This is a genomic window from Reyranella sp., from assembly GCF_036558665.1.
GTDB lineage: Bacteria > Pseudomonadota > Alphaproteobacteria > Reyranellales > Reyranellaceae > Reyranella.
Genome location: NZ_DATBFE010000013.1, coordinates 70,302 through 85,432, shown reverse-complemented (window position 1 = coordinate 85,432; position 15,131 = coordinate 70,302). Strand labels below are relative to the sequence as shown.

General features: G+C 66.5%; 14 protein-coding genes. 11 read left to right on the top strand and 3 right to left on the bottom strand.

From position 1 onward, the window contains the following. The first annotated feature begins 16 nt into the window (after positions 1-16). Genes VH499_RS02795 through prpB form a run of 3 tightly spaced genes read left to right on the top strand, consistent with a single transcriptional unit; the run spans position 17 to position 1,937 of the window. Positions 17-355, top strand: a complete 339-nt coding sequence (locus VH499_RS02795) for an acyl-CoA thioesterase (RefSeq protein WP_332051161.1) — start codon at positions 17-19, stop codon at positions 353-355. Further along, positions 352-1,005: a DUF1007 family protein gene (locus VH499_RS02790; RefSeq protein ID WP_332051160.1), complete on the top strand. Its 654-nt coding sequence runs from the start codon at positions 352-354 to the stop codon at positions 1,003-1,005. Before VH499_RS02795 ends, VH499_RS02790 begins: the two co-directional genes overlap by 4 nt. 11 nt (positions 1,006-1,016) lie before the next feature. Beyond that, positions 1,017-1,937: a methylisocitrate lyase gene (gene prpB / locus VH499_RS02785; RefSeq protein WP_332051159.1), complete on the top strand. Its 921-nt coding sequence runs from the start codon at positions 1,017-1,019 to the stop codon at positions 1,935-1,937. Here prpB and VH499_RS02780 read toward each other — a convergent pair. Both VH499_RS02780 and VH499_RS02775 read right to left on the bottom strand, forming a co-directional pair. Beyond that, the gene (locus tag VH499_RS02780; RefSeq protein WP_332051158.1) at positions 1,934-3,343 is read right to left on the bottom strand and encodes an amidase; all 1,410 of its coding nucleotides are present in this window, start codon (positions 3,341-3,343) and stop codon (positions 1,934-1,936) included. The genes prpB and VH499_RS02780 overlap by 4 nt on opposite strands. A gap of 17 nt (positions 3,344-3,360) precedes the next feature. Next, entirely contained in the window at positions 3,361-4,104 is a 744-nt protein-coding gene (locus tag VH499_RS02775; RefSeq protein WP_332051157.1) for an SDR family NAD(P)-dependent oxidoreductase, read from the bottom strand. A gap of 109 nt (positions 4,105-4,213) precedes the next feature. On the opposite strand from VH499_RS02775, the gene VH499_RS02770 reads away from it, so the two are divergent. The 8 genes from VH499_RS02770 to VH499_RS02735 all read left to right on the top strand — a co-directional run bounded on the left by VH499_RS02770 (position 4,214) and on the right by VH499_RS02735 (position 12,976). Continuing rightward, positions 4,214-5,137, top strand: coding sequence for a MoxR family ATPase (locus VH499_RS02770; protein WP_332051156.1), 924 nt, complete (start codon positions 4,214-4,216; stop codon positions 5,135-5,137). Positions 5,138-5,299: 162 nt separating this feature from the next. Next, positions 5,300-6,565 carry a VWA domain-containing protein gene (locus VH499_RS02765; RefSeq protein ID WP_332051155.1) on the top strand — a complete coding sequence of 422 codons (1,266 nt, stop codon included), beginning with the start codon at positions 5,300-5,302 and terminating at the stop codon, positions 6,563-6,565. 3 nt (positions 6,566-6,568) lie between these two features. Further along, on the top strand, positions 6,569-6,889 hold the full coding sequence (locus tag VH499_RS02760) for an XdhC family protein (protein WP_332051154.1): 321 nt from the start codon (positions 6,569-6,571) through the stop codon (positions 6,887-6,889). A 3-nt stretch (positions 6,890-6,892) separates the two neighbouring features. Continuing rightward, complete coding sequence (locus tag VH499_RS02755) at positions 6,893-7,621, top strand: XdhC family protein (RefSeq protein ID WP_332051153.1); 729 nt, start codon at positions 6,893-6,895, stop codon at positions 7,619-7,621. Further along, entirely contained in the window at positions 7,618-9,282 is a 1,665-nt protein-coding gene (locus VH499_RS02750; RefSeq protein ID WP_332051152.1) for a molybdopterin-binding/glycosyltransferase family 2 protein, read from the top strand. Before VH499_RS02755 ends, VH499_RS02750 begins: the two co-directional genes overlap by 4 nt. Beyond that, positions 9,279-10,499, top strand: coding sequence for a SufS family cysteine desulfurase (locus VH499_RS02745; protein WP_332051151.1), 1,221 nt, complete (start codon positions 9,279-9,281; stop codon positions 10,497-10,499). The genes VH499_RS02750 and VH499_RS02745 overlap by 4 nt, the downstream gene beginning before the upstream one ends. Beyond that, entirely contained in the window at positions 10,496-10,903 is a 408-nt protein-coding gene (locus tag VH499_RS02740; RefSeq protein ID WP_332051150.1) for an iron-sulfur cluster assembly scaffold protein, read from the top strand. The genes VH499_RS02745 and VH499_RS02740 overlap by 4 nt, the downstream gene beginning before the upstream one ends. 75 nt (positions 10,904-10,978) lie before the next feature. Then, a complete protein-coding gene (locus VH499_RS02735) occupies positions 10,979-12,976 on the top strand; it encodes a DUF4139 domain-containing protein (protein ID WP_332051149.1) in 1,998 nt (665 codons plus the stop codon). 2 nt (positions 12,977-12,978) lie between these two features. Here VH499_RS02735 and recG read toward each other — a convergent pair whose 3' ends face one another. Further along, complete coding sequence (gene recG, locus VH499_RS02730; RefSeq protein ID WP_332051148.1) at positions 12,979-15,060, bottom strand: ATP-dependent DNA helicase RecG; 2,082 nt, start codon at positions 15,058-15,060, stop codon at positions 12,979-12,981. Positions 15,061-15,131: the final 71 nt, after the last annotated feature.

Below are 15,131 nucleotides of genomic sequence, written 5' to 3'. Positions count from 1 at the left end.
TCCAATCGTCAGGACCGTGCCGCAGCCGGCCGACATGAACGGCAACGGCGATATTTTCGGCGGCTGGGTGCTGTCGCAGATGGACGTGGCGGGCGGCGCCATGGCCGCGCGTGCCGCCAAGGGCCGGGTGGCTACGGTGGCCATCACGGCCATGACCTTCGTGCAGCCGATCAAGGTGGGAGACATGGTGTCGATTTACGGCAAGGTGGCGCGGATCGGCCGCACTTCCATCACGATCGACCTGGAAACCATGGTCCAGCGCCGCCATGACGCGGCGGAAATCCGGGTAACCCACGGCACTTTCGTGTTCGTCGCCATCGATGCCGACGGAAAGCCGCGCGAGTTGCCGAAATGAGGCCGGCAGCGCTCCTGCTGGTCCTGGCGACTTTCCTCGCGCCGGCCGTCGCCTCGGCTCATCCTCACATCTGGCTGTTGCAGCGGGTGAAACCGGTCGTCGACGAAGGCAACTATACCGAACTCGAGCTCGAGTGGCGATTCGATCCGGCCTCGAGCGAGAACGAGATCGCCGTCATCGACGAGAACAAGGACGGGACCATTGCGCCGGCCGAGGTCCGGCGCCTTACGGCCGACACGCTGCAGGCGCTCGAGCAGGCAGGTTTCATGACCTGGCTCAACACCGGCGGGAAGGACTTCCGGCTTAACAAGGCCGAGCGCTTTGATGCGCGTGTCGAGGATCCCGCGACATTCACGCCGCCCGACTGGGACCGCAGTGCTGGGGACAAGGAAGCGGCAATGTCCGGATCCGAGCCGCCGAAGGCATCGGGGAAACCGCGCAATCTGGTCTACGTGATCCGCGTGGCACTTCCACGACCCGTGAAGACGCTCACCATCACGACCTACGATCCCGAGGACTTCATCCGCGTCGAGGTCGACAAGAGCAAGCTGCCCGCCGGCTGCACGCCCGGCAAACATCCGACTTACAAATCGGAGTTTGTGCCAGGCCATCCGATCTTGGCCGACATGGTCTCCTGCAAGCTTCCTTGAAGGAAAAGACGATGCCCTATCTTGTTTCGGCCGAATTGCCGCCCTCGTCCGCCGGGACGCGACTGCGCGCGCTGCTGGAGCGCCCCGGCATCCTGCAGATGCCAGGCACGCACAATGGCCTTGCGGCGCTGCAGGCCAAGGCGGAGGGCTTCGAGGCGCTGTACCTTTCCGGTGGCGCCATGTCGGCCTCCATGGGTTTGCCCGATCTCGGCGTCATCACGATGGACGAAGTCTGCTTCTTCATCCGGCAGGTCGCCCGCGCCAGCGGTTTGCCCGTACTGGTCGATGGCGACACGGGTTACGGCGAGGCTCTGAACGTCATGCACATGGTGCGCGCGTTCGAGGAAGCGGGCGCTGCCGCGGTCCATATCGAGGACCAGCTTCTGCCCAAGAAATGCGGCCATCTCAACGACAAGAGGCTCGCCGATCCGAGCGACATGGCGGCCAAGGTCGCGGCCGCGGCCAAGGCGCGGCGTGATCTCGTCGTCATCGCCCGCACCGATGCCGCCGCCAGCGAAGGTATCGACGGCGCGGTGGCGCGAGCCCGCCGCTACCTGGAGGCCGGGGCGGACTCGATCTTTCCCGAAGCGCTCACCAGTGCCGAGATGTTCCGTGCCTTTGCGAGGGCGCTGCCGGGCGTGAAACTCCTTGCCAACATGACCGAGTTTGGCCGCACGCCTTTCTTCACTGCGAGCGAGTTCGAGGCCATGGGGTACAAGATGGTGATCTGGCCGGTCTCCGCCTTCCGCGTGGCCAACAAGGCCCAGGCGAAGCTCTATGCCGCGATCCGGCGCGACGGCGGCACCCAGAGAATGCTCGACCAGATGCAGACGCGTGCCGAGCTGTACGAGACGATCGGCTACCATCAATACGAGGCGCTCGATGCCTCGATCGTGGCGACCGTGATCCCGCAAGGCATGCCGCAGCGCTAAAGGCCGAGCGCGGAGAGGTCCGGCGCCCGTCGGTGGAAGTCGGTCGCGTCCTGGAAGGCTTTGCCCAGACGAAGCACGTCCCGCTCGGCATAGGGCTTGCCCACGATCTGGATGCCAATCGGCAAACCGTTCGACCAGCCCGAGGGCATGGCGAGACTGCAGAGGCCGAGGTAGTTCGCAGGCCGTGTCAGGTAGGCGGCAACGGGTGACGCTTCATTGACTTCAGCCACCGGGATCGCCGAGACCGCGACCGTTGGCAGCAGGACGGCATCGAACCGTCGGAACCAGTCGGCGAAAGCGCGCCGCTGCTCGGCCATGATGCGGACCTCCTCCGCGTAGGCGCCCGGTCCCAGCTCCTTTGCCGCGAGGATGCGAGCGCGCACGGCGGGGCCGATGGGCTTGCTCATGTCTCCGATATACGCGCGATGGAGTGCATAGGCCTCGGATGCGATGATGGTGCCGACCGGGCGCGCCAAGTCGAGGTACCAGTCCGGCAGCCGGGCCGTTTCGACGGTCGCGCCGAGCGTTTCAAATGTCCTTGCGGCCGCTTGCCAGGCTTTCGCCACATCGGGCTTCACAAAGTCGGGAAGCTGCGCGGCGTCGGGCAACGCAACCCGCATTCCCTTGATCGAAGCGGGCCTGGTGGCGAGGGTAAAATCCTCGAGAGGCTGGTCGAGGGTCGTCGGGTCGCGCGGATCAGGCGCCGCGAGCGCATTGAGCAACAGCGCGCAGTCCTCGACCGAGCGCGCCAGCGGTCCGATCGAATCGAGGGTCCAGCTCAGGAGCATCGTTCCGGAAAGCCCGATGCGGCCGAACGTGACCTTGAGGCCTACGAGCCCGTTGAAGGCGGAAGGAACGCGCACTGAGCCGCCGGTATCGCTGCCGATGCCGGCTGGCGCCAGGCGCGCGGCAACCGCGACACCCGTGCCGCTCGACGAGCCTCCCGGTACACGATGCGTCTCGAGATCCCACGGATTCCAGGGCGCGCCCATCAGCGGATTGGTGCCCCAGGCGCCGAAGGCGAACTCGACCATGTGCAGCTTGCCGAGCGGGATCATGCCGGCCGCGGTGAGACGTTCGACCGTGTTCGACGTCTCGGTCGGCTGGCGCGAGGCGAACATCTTCGAGCCGCCCGTGCCGACGCGGCCGGCGATGTCGCAGAGATCCTTGTAGGCGATCGGCAGCCCATGCAGAGGTCCGTGCGGAAACCCGGAACGGCGTGCCGCGTCCGCTGCGTCGGCGAGCGCCTTGGCCTCCTTGCCGTAGACCTCGGTGAAGGCATGGAGCTTGCCATCAGCCTTGTCGATGCGCGCGACCAGCGCATCGACGATGTCGCGTGAGGAGAACCGGCCTGCGTCGAGGCCTTCGGCAAGTTCGCTGAGCGTGAGATCGTGGAGATCGGACATCGTGCGCTGCTCCCGGATCAATAGGTTGCACGGCCGCCGGAGAGATCGAACACCGACGCCGTGCTGAATGTGCAGAGCGGCGAGGCGAGCCAGGACACGAGCTCGGCCACTTCCTCGACCTCGCCGAACCGGTTCATAGGAATCTTCGACAGCATGTACTGGATGTGCTGTTCGGTCATCTGGCTGAACAGCTCCGTCTTGATCACTGCCGGTGCCACGCAGTTCACCAGCACTCCCGACGTCGCAAGCTCCTTGCCCAGCGATTTCGTCAGACCGATCACGCCGGCCTTCGATGCCGAGTAGGCCGAAGCGTTGGGATTGCCCTCCTTGCCGGCGACCGAGGCAATATTGACAATGCGCCCCCAACCGCGCCTGACCATGCCGGGCGCCAGCGCGCGGTTGCAGAGGAAGACGCCGGTCAAGTTGATATCGATCACCTGGCGCCAGGCGTCGATCGGATATTGCACCACTGTCGTGTTGGGGCCGGTAATTCCTGCACTCGCGATCAAAATATCCGGAGCGGCAAGCTGACGTTCGGTGGTCGCCAGCGCCTTGTCGATCGAGGCGTCGTCGGTGACATCGACCTCGACAGCGATCGCCTCCTTCAGTTCCTTGGCGGAGCGCTGGGCGCGCTGCAGGTCGCGGTCCCATAGTGCCACACGGCCGTCGCCGGCGACGATCCGGGCGGCGCAGGCGAGCCCGATGCCGCGCGCGCCGCCTGTGACAACCGCGCTTCGTCCCTTGAACAACCCGTCGGCCATGGTTACCTCTCAACCGCTTGAATTCGCAGGCGATTCCCACCATACCGGCGCGTCGCCTCATCCGCTACACTCACTGTTTCGCGTCACCCCGAGCGTTTCTGGGAGTTCCATGCCTTCGCCTGTGCCGGCGTCAATCGACGCTACTGTCGAGCTCTTGAAAGCCGGCGACTATATCGCCGACCGCAGCCTCGCCACCGTCCTCTACCTGGCCCTGAAGCTCGGCCGCCCGCTGTTCTGCGAGGGTGAGGCGGGCGTGGGCAAGACCGAGATTGCCAAGGTGCTGGCCGCGACCCTGAAGCGGCCGCTGATTCGCCTGCAGTGCTATGAGGGCCTCGATGTCTCGTCGGCGGTCTACGAATGGAACTACTCGCGCCAGATGATCGAGATCCGACTTGCCGAGGCGCAGGGTGTGCACGATCGCAGCGAGCTCGAGTCCGACATCTTCAACGAGCGTTTCCTGATTCGCCGGCCACTGCTCGAGGCGCTGCAACCACATGCCGAAGGCGCGCCCATCCTCTTGATCGACGAGCTCGACCGCACGGACGAGCCGTTCGAGGCCTATCTGCTCGAGGTGCTGTCCGACTTCCAGGTGACGATTCCCGAACTCGGGACGATCAAGGCGGCGCAGACGCCGATCGTCGTCATCACCTCCAATCGCACCCGCGAGATTCACGACGCATTGAAGCGGCGCTGTTTCTATCACTGGGTCGACTATCCCGACCTCCAGCGTGAACTCGAGATCCTCAAGGTAAAGGCGCCGGGTGCCAGCGAGCGGCTGTCGCGCCAGGTCGTGGGCTTTGTCCAGGAGCTGCGCAAGCTCGATCTGTTCAAGTCGCCGGGTGTCGCCGAATCGATCGACTGGGCCACGGCGCTCTCCGAGCTCAACGCGCTCGATCTCGACCCCAAGATGATCAACGACACGCTGGGCGTACTCCTGAAGTATCAGGACGATATCCAGCGCCTGCAGGGCTCGGAAGCGGCCGATATCCTTCGCAAGGTGAAGGCCGATATCGCCGCCCAGCCGCTGGGCTAGTTCGATGATTGGGTCGAAGGGAGCTTCTCTTCCTCTCCTCGGTTGCGAGGGGAGGTGTCCGCGTGGTGGACGGAGGGGTCGTGTTCCCTTTGTACGGCCGATCCATGACTCCACCATCGCCGTAAGACGGCGACCCCTCCCTGACTTCGTTGGGCAGGAATGATGGACGCGCTGCCGCCTTCTGCAGCGGAACCGGGACGGAATGGCCGCGCAGGCGGCGACAAGCTTGCCACCAACATCGTGCATTTCGCGCGGACCTTGCGCACGGCGGGACTGCGCGTCGGACCGGGCCAGGTGCTACGGGCGATCGAGGCGGTGGAAGCGGCAGGACTGAGGAGCCGCGACGACTTCTACTGGACGCTGCATTCGGTGTTCGTGAACCGGCGCGATCAGCGCGAGATCTTCGACCAGGCGTTTCACGTCTACTGGCGCAATCCACGTCTTCTGGAGAAGATGATGGAGATGCTTCTGCCGCAGGTCGGTGTGCCGGGCGAGGAGGACAAGCGAAAGCAGCTTAGCCGCCGGCTCCAGGAAGCGTTGCAGCCGGGCCATGGCGAATCGCGGCAAGACAAGGGAGACGAACCGCCGGAAGTCGAAGTCGAGGCGACGTTCACCGTCTCGGACCGAGAGGTGCTGCAGCACCGCGATTTCGAGCAGATGACCCAGGCCGAAATCGACGAGGCCTTGCGCGCCATCTCGCGGCTGCGACTGCCGGTGCCGGAGCGGCGCACGCGCCGCCATCGGCCGGCCCGGCGCGGACCGCGGGTCGACTTCCGGGCGTCGCTGCGGCGCGCTCTGAGGCCGGAAGGGCTGATCGAGCTGCGTCGCCGCGAACCACGACGGCGCCCGCCGCCGCTCGTGATCCTGTGCGATATCTCCGGATCGATGGCGCGCTACACGCGGATGTTCCTGCATTTCATGCACGCTATCACCAATGATCGCGACAGGGTTTTCTGCTTCACCTTCGGCACGAGGCTCTCGAACGTGACACGTGCCTTGCGCAATCGCGACGTCGACATCGCGCTGCAAAAGGCGTCGGCACAGGTCGAGGATTGGTCCGGCGGCACGCGCATCGGCCAGGCGCTGCACGAGTTCAACAATCGCTGGTCGCGACGCGTGCTGGGCCAGGGCGCGGTGGTATTGTTGATCACCGACGGGCTCGACCGCGAGGGTGCGGCCGGCCTGGCGGAGGAGATGGAGCGCCTGCACAAATCCTGCAGCCGCCTCATCTGGCTCAACCCGCTCTTGAGATATGGCGGCTACGAACCCAAATCTCAGGGCAACAAGGCGATGCTGCCGCATGTCGACGAATTCCGGCCGGTGCACAATCTCGAGAGCCTAGCCGGGTTGATCGCAGCGCTGGATGTACGGGGCCATGCTGCGGACAGCCGGCTCTCGAGCTGGCGGACGGAACTGCGCAAGGAGTAGACGATGAGCGACGCGCTGGAAGTATTGGATCAGGTCGGCAAATGGAAAGCGTCGGGCAAGGGCGTGGCCGTCGCCACCGTGATCACGACCTGGGGCTCCTCACCGCGCCCCGTCGGCAGCCAGCTAGCGGTCGACGACACGGGCGCCATGGTGGGGTCGGTCTCCGGCGGCTGCATAGAGGGCGCCGTGGTCAAGGAAGCCTTGGCCTCGATCGCCGATGGCCAGCCGCGACTCCTGGATTTCGGCGTCACGGACGAGCAAGCCTGGGACGTGGGCCTCGCCTGCGGCGGCAAGGTGCAGGTGTTCGTCGAGAAGGTCAGCTGAGCGATGAAGAGCGAGACCCTGAGGGCACTGCAGGAAGCGCGCGCCAACCGCCGCGCGGTCGTTCTGGCGACGCGGTTGAGCGATGCCGCCGAGACGCTGGTCTATCCAGATCGCGCCAAGGGTGACCTGGCGGACGACACCACGCTCGTGTCGGCAGCGCGGCGCGCCATGGAGATCGGCCGCAGCGAGACCGTCGATCTTTCCGGCCAGAAGATTTTCCTGAATGTCTACGTTCCGCCGGCGCGGCTCATCATCGTCGGGGCGGTCCACATCGCCCAATCGCTGGCGCCGATGGCGTCTCTGATGGACTTCGACGTAACCGTGGTCGATCCGCGCCGCGCCTTCGCGACCGACGCGCGCTTTCCCGGCGTGAGGGTGATGCAGGAATGGGCCGACGAAGCCTTTGAGAGGATGGGCCTCGATGTCTCGACGGCGGTGGTGACGCTCACGCACGATCCCAAGCTCGATGATCCGGCGCTCGAGGCGGCGCTCAAGTCGGATGTGTTCTATATTGGCGCGCTCGGCAGCAAGCGCACGCACGCCAGGCGCAAGGAACGCCTGGCCGAGGCGGGCATCACGGACGAGCAGTTCGCCCGCATCAACGGGCCCGTCGGACTCAATATCGGCGCCAGGTCGCCGGCGGAGATCGCGGTCTCGATCCTGGCGCAGATCATAGAAGTGCGCGCGCGACGCCTCGCGGCGCTCGCCACCCCCAAGGTGGCGGCGGCATGAGGTTCGGCGACACCCCGATCGATGAGGCGGGCGGCGCCATCCTGGCGCATAGCTGGCGTGCCAACGGCATCAACTTCGCCAAGGGACGCGTCCTTTCCGCCGACGATGTCACCAAGCTCAAGGCAGCCGGCGCTGCGAGTGTGGTGGCGGCGCGTCTCGACCCCGATGACCTCCATGAGGACGAGGCCGCAGCGACGGTAGCCAGGGCGCTGGCCGGCGATGGGATCGAGGTCACCGCGCCCTTCACCGGACGCTGCAATCACTTCGCCCGCGAAGCCGGACTCGCGGTCATCGATCCCGGACGCATCGACGCACTGAACGAGCTCGACGAATCGGTGACGGTCGCCACGCTGCCGCCGTTCGCGCGGGTGACGCCGCGGCAGATGGTGGCCACCGTCAAGATCATTCCCTACGGTGCTCCGCGTGCTGCAGTTTCGCGCGCAGTCGAGCTCGCGAAATCCGCGAACCGGCGGCTGGTTTCCGTCGTACCCTTCAAGGCGATGCGGGCCGGCCTGGTGCAGACCAAGCTGCCCGGCACGCGTGACAAGGTCCTCGACAAGGCGGTCGGCACGACGGGCAAGCGACTCACCTCGCTCGGAAGCACGCTGGTGGGTGAGCGCCGCTGCGGTCACGACGCCGCGGCGATCGCCGCGTCACTGACGGAACTCGAGAAAGAGGGATGCGACCTTTTTCTGATCGCCGGAGCGTCTGCGATCGTCGACCGTCACGATGTCGTGCCTTCGGGAATCGTGCGGGCCGGCGGCAGGGTCACCCATTTCGGCCTGCCGGTGGATCCTGGCAACCTGCTGCTCACTGGCGAGCTCGACGGCAAGCCGGTTCTGGGCCTTCCCGGCTGCGCCAAGTCGCCGAAGTACAACGGCTTCGACATGGTTCTGGAGCGGCTTGCCGCCGGCCTGCCGATCGGGCGGGCGGAACTCGTTCGCATGGGCGCGGGCGGCCTGCTGGCAGAGATTTCGACCCGCCCGCAGCCGCGCGACGAGGGCGACGGCGAGGAAGCGGGGCCGCAGCAGGCGCCACGCGTCGCCATAGTGATCCTGGCTGCCGGCCGCTCGACGCGGATGGGCGGCCCGAACAAGCTTCTTGCCGACGCCAACGGCCAGCCGCTCGTGGTACACGCTGCCAAGGCGGCGTTGAGTTCGCAGGCGGTCGAGGTCGTGGTCGTGCTGGGCCATATGGCCGACGAGGTGAGGGACGTGATCGAACAGGCGATACCGTCCAGGGCTCGGCTGCGCTTCGTTGCCAATCCCGACTTCGCCGCAGGCATCAGCACGTCCGTGCGAACCGGCATTGGCGCACTGGGCAAGGACATCGACGCGGCCGTCATCCAGCTCGGCGACATGCCCGCCGTCGATATCGCACTGCTCGACCGGCTGATTGCCGCCTTCAATCCGGTCGAAGGCCGGTCGATCTGCGTGCCGACGGTTCGTGGCAAGCGCGGCAATCCGGTGCTGTGGGACCGTCGCTTCTTTGCCGAGATGGCGGCTCTCTCCGGCGACAGCGGGGCCAAGCATCTGATCGGCGAGCATACCGATCTCGTCTGCGAGGTCGAGATGCCGGGCGAAGCCGCTCTGACCGATATCGACACGCCCGAGGCACTGGCGGCCTTCAGAGCCGAAGGGGCGGTCCAAGGTTCCCCATGAGCTTCGATGTCGCCGCCGTCCGCCGCCAGTTTCCGATCCTGTCGGAAATCATCGATGGCCGGCCGGTCCACTATCTCGACAATGGCGCCTCGGCGCAGGCGCCGCTCGCCGTGCTGGACGCGGTGCGCACATACGAGACGACAAGCCGGGCCAATGTCCTGCGCGGCGTCCATCGCCTCGCGGAGCGCGCGACAGAAGCGTACGAGAATGCGCGCATCGAGGTGGCGAGGTTCCTGGGCGTGCAACCGCTGGAAATCGTCTTCACCGGCGGCTGCACTGCGGCGATCAATCTCGTCGCCTATTCGTACGGCCAGTTGCTGCAGCGCGGCGACCGCATCCTGCTTTCGGAGCTCGAGCACCATTCCAATATCGTGCCATGGCAGCTCCTGCGTCAGCGCAGCGGCATCGAGCTCGACATGTTGCCGGTCACGATCGACGGCCGTATCGATCTCGAGGCTCTGCCGAGAATGCTGAGCGACCAGACCAGGCTCGTCTCGCTCGCGCACGTGTCCAATGTCACGGGCGCGCTGGTGGATGTGCGGGCAGTCGTCGAGGCAGCGAAGACCGTGGGCGCCCGGGTGATGCTCGACGGGGCCCAGCGCGCGCCGCACGGGCCGCTCGATCTGCCCGCCCTCGGCGTCGATTTCTATGCCTTTGCCGGACACAAGGCCTACGGTCCGAATGGTGTCGGCGTATTGTGGGCGAGGCCCGAGGTCCTGGAGGCAATGCCGCCATTTCACGGCGGCGGCTCGATGATCGACCGGGTGACGCTGGCCGAGACGACGTGGGCGCCGCCGCCGCGCCGATTCGAGGCAGGAACACCGCCGATCGGTCCCGCTATCGGTCTCGGTGCCGCCTGCAAATGGATGGCGGCGCTCGACTGGAGTGCGGCCCACGAGCACGAGATGGCATTGGTGCAGCGGCTGATGGACGGACTGCAGGGGATCGACGGCACCCGGATTTTGGGACCTGGAAGCTTGCAGAATCGCTATCCGGTCGTCTCGTTCATGCTGGACGGTGTCCATCCGCACGACGTGGCGCAGACCGTCGACGCCTTTGGCGTCGCGGTGCGCGCCGGCCACCACTGTGCGCAGCCGCTGATGGACCGGTTCGATCTCGACGGCACGACGCGTGCGTCGATGGCACCCTACAACGACAACGACGACATCGATGCGCTGCTCGCCGGCGTCAAGCATGCCGCCAAGACCCTGCGATGAACGACCGGCTTTATCAGGAACGGATCGTGGCGCTTGCCAAGGCCAAGAAGGGCGCGGGCAGGCTGGCATCGCCCACGAGGTCGGCGCGTCGCGACAATCCCCTGTGTGGTGATCGGGTGACCATCGACATCGCGCTCGACGGACATGGCAAGATTGCCGAAATCGCCCATCAGGTTCGTGGCTGTCTGCTCTGCCAGGCGTCGGCATCCGCTTTGGCGTCGGTCGCTGTCGGGCGCGACGCGGCGGGCATTGCCGACCTGCGTCACGATGCGGAGCGCGCGATCGGACGCGAAGCGGGCGAGGCTCGGGAACCGTTCTCGGCCTTCGCGCCGGTGCGCGAGCACAAGTCCCGGCAGGAATGCGTGCTGCTGCCGTTCGAGGCGCTCGAGGACGCGCTTTCGTAAACTTTCCCCAGCCCTGCCGCGGTTGTGTCACAGTCACGGACCACCGTTGCGGCGACCGAGTTGCGGGGAGACTTCATGCGACGCTTGCTGGCCGCCATCGCTCTTCTGGGTCTTCTGGCGTTGCCCGGGGTTGCTTTGGCGCAGGAGCTCGCCCTGAAGAGGGTGATGCTGTCCTCCGGTGGCTTGGGCTATTTCGAGTACGAGGCGGCGGTCGACGGCGAAGCGAAGCTCAGGCTCACCGTGCCGCTCGACCAGGTCGACGATGTGCTGAAAAGCCTCGTCGTCTACGACGACAAGGGAAATGTCGGTGGACTCAGCCTGCCGGGCCGCGAGCCCCTGAAACAGGTCTTCAAGGACCTGCCGTTCGATCAAACGTCGCTCGAGACGCCGGCCGCGTTGCTCGGCGCACTCAAAGGGGCCGAGGTCTCCATCGGTGGCAGTCGCGCGATGGCAGGCCGCATCGTGTCGGTCGAGGAAACCGGCACGGCGGACACCAACGACGGCAAGAGCGCAGCCAGGCACACCCGGGTGACGCTGCTGACCGACCACGGCCTGCAGCAGTTCGTGCTGGAAGAGGCGGAAAATCTGCAGTTCACCGATCCGGCGTTGCGCGACAAGGTTGGCCAGGCCCTGCTGGCACTGCAGGCCAATCGGACAAGGGACGCGCGGACGCTCGATCTCTCGGTCCGCGGGGACGGCAAGCGCAACGTGCGGGTCGCCTATATCGTGGCCGTGCCGGTCTGGAAGGCATCGTATCGGCTCACCTTGCCGCCCGATGCGGGCACACCGCGCTCGAGCCTGCAGGGCTGGGCCACGCTCGAGAACCTGAGCGGCCGCGATTGGAACGATGTCGAGTTGACGCTCGTTTCCGGCCGGCCGGTCGCCTTCCATCAGGCGCTGTACGAGGCCTATTACGCCAACCGACCCGAGGTGCCGATCGAGGTCGCGGGGCGGCTGACGCCGACCATCGATCGCGGGAGCGTGGCGGTTGCGGCCGCGCCCACCCCGCCGCCTGCTCCGAGCCAAGGGTATCGCCAGCAGGCACCCAAGGCGGCGGCAATACCGCAGCTCGCGGCCGGCTCCGAGCAGCTCGAGGCGACAGAGGCGGCAACGCAGGTGAGCTTCAAGTTTCCCAAGCCGGTGAGCGTCGACAACGGGCGCACGCTCTCGATCCCGTTCCTCGATCGCGAAGTAGCCGGTCAGCGTGTCGCGCTCTATCAGCCGGAGACCGCTGCACGCAATCCGCTGGCGGCCATTCGGCTCAACAATGACGGTGAAAGTGCACTACCGCCGGGTATCCTCACCATCTATCAGCGCGGCAAGGCCAACGACGTCACCTATATGGGTGACGCGCAGCTTCCAGGCCTGCCGGTCGGCGAGACACGCCTGCTGCCCTATGCGCTCGACGACAAGATCACGATCGAGCGCGATGCCGCGCGAAACGAGCAGATCGCCAACGGCACCATCGCCGACGGCGTGTTGCGCTATGGCCGTCTGCAGCGCCAGACGACCACCTACCGCGTCCGCGGGCCGTCGCGAGCCACCCGCGACCTGATCGTCACGCAGCCGCGCCTGCCGGGCTGGACGCTGATGAAGCCCGATCCCAAAGGCGTGGAGATCAGCGAAGGCAACTACCGTTTCCTGTTCAAGCTGGCCGGCGGCGAGCAGACGCAGGTGTTCGACGTCGTGCAGGAGCAGACCCAGCAGCAGGTAGTGCGTCTGATCGACGGACCCACGGACCAGATCAAGGTCCTGGCCTCGGCGCAGGAATTCGACAACAAGACCCGCGAGGCACTCACCAAGATCCTGCAGCTTCAGCAGGGGGTGGCCGATGCCCAGCGCCGGCTCGGCCAAATGGAGGCGCAGCAGCAGCGGATCACACAGGATCAGGCCCGGATCCGGCAAAATCTTGCCAGCGTGCCGGCCAACAGCGATCTGCAGCGGCGCTATCTCGGTATGCTGGATCAGCAGGAAAACGAGATACAGGCGCTGCTCAAGCAGCACACTGAAGCGCAGAAGGCCGTCGACTCGGCCCATGATGCCCTGCGCACCTACGTTTCCAAGCTCGGTTAGGGTTAGCCGGCTCGCAGCGTGCGCACCGCGTCGTCGCGGCGGAAGAGGTAGAGCAGGGCGCGCAGCGCCTCGCCGCGCGGCGACTCGAGGTCGGGATCGCGGTCGATCACCAGCCGGGCGTCGTCGCGCGCCGCTTCGAGCAGGTCGGCATGGGCGGGGAAATCGACGAGTCGCATGTCGGGCAAGCCGCTCTGCCGCGTCCCCAGCAGCTCGCCCGCGCCGCGCAGGCGCAAGTCTTCCTCGGCGATGCGAAAGCCGTCCTCGGTTTCGCGCATGATGGCAAGCCGCGCCTTCGCGGTCTCGCCGAGCGGCTGGGCGTAGAGCAGCAGGCATGTCGACTTGGCGCGGCCGCGGCCGACGCGCCCGCGCAGTTGATGGAGCTGGGCGAGGCCAAACCGCTCGGCATGCTCGATGACCATGACCGTCGCCGCCGGAACATCGACACCCACCTCGATCACGGTGGTCGCCACGAGGACTGACAGGCGACCGTCGGCAAAAGCGGCCATGGTCGCCTCGCGCTCGGGGCCTTTCATCCGGCCATGGATCAACCCGACCTTGTCGGGAAAGCGTGCGCGCAGCTCGCGAAAGCGCTCCTCGGCGTTGGCGAGATCGACCTCTTCGGATTCCTCGATCAAAGGGCAGACCCAGTAGACCCGTGCCTCAGTTGCCAACATGCGACCGACCGCGTCGACAACTTCATCGATGCGTTCCAGAGGGATCGTTCGTGTGTCGATCGGCTGTCGGCCGGCCGGCTTCTCGGTGAGCTTGGAGACATCGAGGTCGCCGTAGGCCGCCAGCATGAGCGTGCGCGGGATGGGCGTTGCCGTCATGACCAGTAGATCGACGGCGTGGCTTTTGGAGGAGAGCGCCATGCGCTGGTGGACGCCAAAGCGATGCTGTTCGTCGACGACCGCGAGGGCGAGGTCCGCGAACTCGACGTCTTCCTGCACCAGGGCATGCGTGCCGACGACGAGCTGGACCGAGCCATCGGCCAGCGCCGCGCGCGTCGCCTTCTTCAGACGCTGGCCGTCGCGGCCGGTGAGCAGTGCCACGGTCACGCCGGCGGCTTCGGCAAGCGGCGCGATGGTGGCCAGGTGCTGGCGGGCCAGCAGCTCGGTCGGCGCCATGAGCGCGGCCTGTGCGCCCGCTTCGGCGGCGATCAGCATGGCGAGGAACGCGACCAGCGTCTTGCCGCTGCCGACATCCCCCTGCAGCAGCCGCACCATACGCTCGGGCTTGGCGAGATCGGCAGCGATCTCGGCGATCGCCGCCTTCTGGCTCGACGTCAGGTCGAAGGGCAGGGAGGCCAGCACCTGCTTCCGGAGGCGGCCGTCGCCCTTCGTCGAGCGCCCGGCCAGGCTTCGATTGTGGTGGCGCACGAGCGCGACCGCGAGCTGGCTTGCGAGGAGCTCGTCGAACGCCAGGCGCGCCCGCGCCGGGTGCTGCGGCAAGAGATCGGCCGCTTCGGTCGGCGCATGCGCCTGTTCGAGAGCCGATTTCCATCCCGGCCATCGCTGGCCGGCAAGATAGGCGGGGTCCTGCCATTCCGGCAGGTCCGGCGCGCGCGCAACCGCCGTCTCGATCGCCTTCTGCACGACCCTCTGCGTCAGGCCGGCGGTCAGACCGTAGACCGGCTCGACGCGCAGTATGGAGTCGCGCTGGTCGAGAGGCACGATGTGATCGGGGTGCGTCATTTGCACCTCGCCCTGGTAGGTCTCGACCCTGCCGCTCACCACGCGGGTCTCGCCGGTCGGCAGCAGCTTCTTCAGATAGTCCTCCCGGCCATTGAAGAAGGTGAGGCAAAGCCGGCCGCTCTGGTCGGCGCACCAAACCCTGTAGGGCTGTCGGGGAGTGCGCGGCACGAGGTGCTGCTCGACCGCGAGTGTGAGCGTGGCGACCTCACCTTCCTGCGCTCGGGCAATTTCGGGCGCGTTGCGCCGGTCGATCACGGCAAAGGGCAGGTGCCACAGCAGATCCACCACCAGCGGGCCGGTCAGCCGTTCCACGAGCTTCCCCAGGCGCGGCCCGATACCGGGCAGCGATGTCACCTGGGCAAAGAGGGGCGTGAGGCTTTGCGGGCGCATGGGTGATCAGCCTTTTGGGCCGCGTGACTTCGCCACCGCCGCCGCCTATATGCTACGCCCCTTTTCGAGGC

Coding starts and splice junctions, on each gene's coding strand:
- VH499_RS02775 (WP_332051157.1), bottom strand. CDS start 4,104: ATGGCCGACGGGTTGTTCAAGGGACGAAGCGCGGTTGTCACAGGCGGC.
- VH499_RS02790 (WP_332051160.1), top strand. CDS start 352: ATGAGGCCGGCAGCGCTCCTGCTGGTCCTGGCGACTTTCCTCGCGCCG.
- VH499_RS02760 (WP_332051154.1), top strand. CDS start 6,569: ATGAGCGACGCGCTGGAAGTATTGGATCAGGTCGGCAAATGGAAAGCG.
- VH499_RS02740 (WP_332051150.1), top strand. CDS start 10,496: ATGAACGACCGGCTTTATCAGGAACGGATCGTGGCGCTTGCCAAGGCC.
- prpB (WP_332051159.1), top strand. CDS start 1,017: ATGCCCTATCTTGTTTCGGCCGAATTGCCGCCCTCGTCCGCCGGGACG.
- VH499_RS02770 (WP_332051156.1), top strand. CDS start 4,214: ATGCCTTCGCCTGTGCCGGCGTCAATCGACGCTACTGTCGAGCTCTTG.
- VH499_RS02755 (WP_332051153.1), top strand. CDS start 6,893: ATGAAGAGCGAGACCCTGAGGGCACTGCAGGAAGCGCGCGCCAACCGC.
- VH499_RS02780 (WP_332051158.1), bottom strand. CDS start 3,343: ATGTCCGATCTCCACGATCTCACGCTCAGCGAACTTGCCGAAGGCCTC.
- VH499_RS02745 (WP_332051151.1), top strand. CDS start 9,279: ATGAGCTTCGATGTCGCCGCCGTCCGCCGCCAGTTTCCGATCCTGTCG.
- VH499_RS02750 (WP_332051152.1), top strand. CDS start 7,618: ATGAGGTTCGGCGACACCCCGATCGATGAGGCGGGCGGCGCCATCCTG.
- VH499_RS02765 (WP_332051155.1), top strand. CDS start 5,300: ATGGACGCGCTGCCGCCTTCTGCAGCGGAACCGGGACGGAATGGCCGC.
- recG (WP_332051148.1), bottom strand. CDS start 15,060: ATGCGCCCGCAAAGCCTCACGCCCCTCTTTGCCCAGGTGACATCGCTG.
- VH499_RS02735 (WP_332051149.1), top strand. CDS start 10,979: ATGCGACGCTTGCTGGCCGCCATCGCTCTTCTGGGTCTTCTGGCGTTG.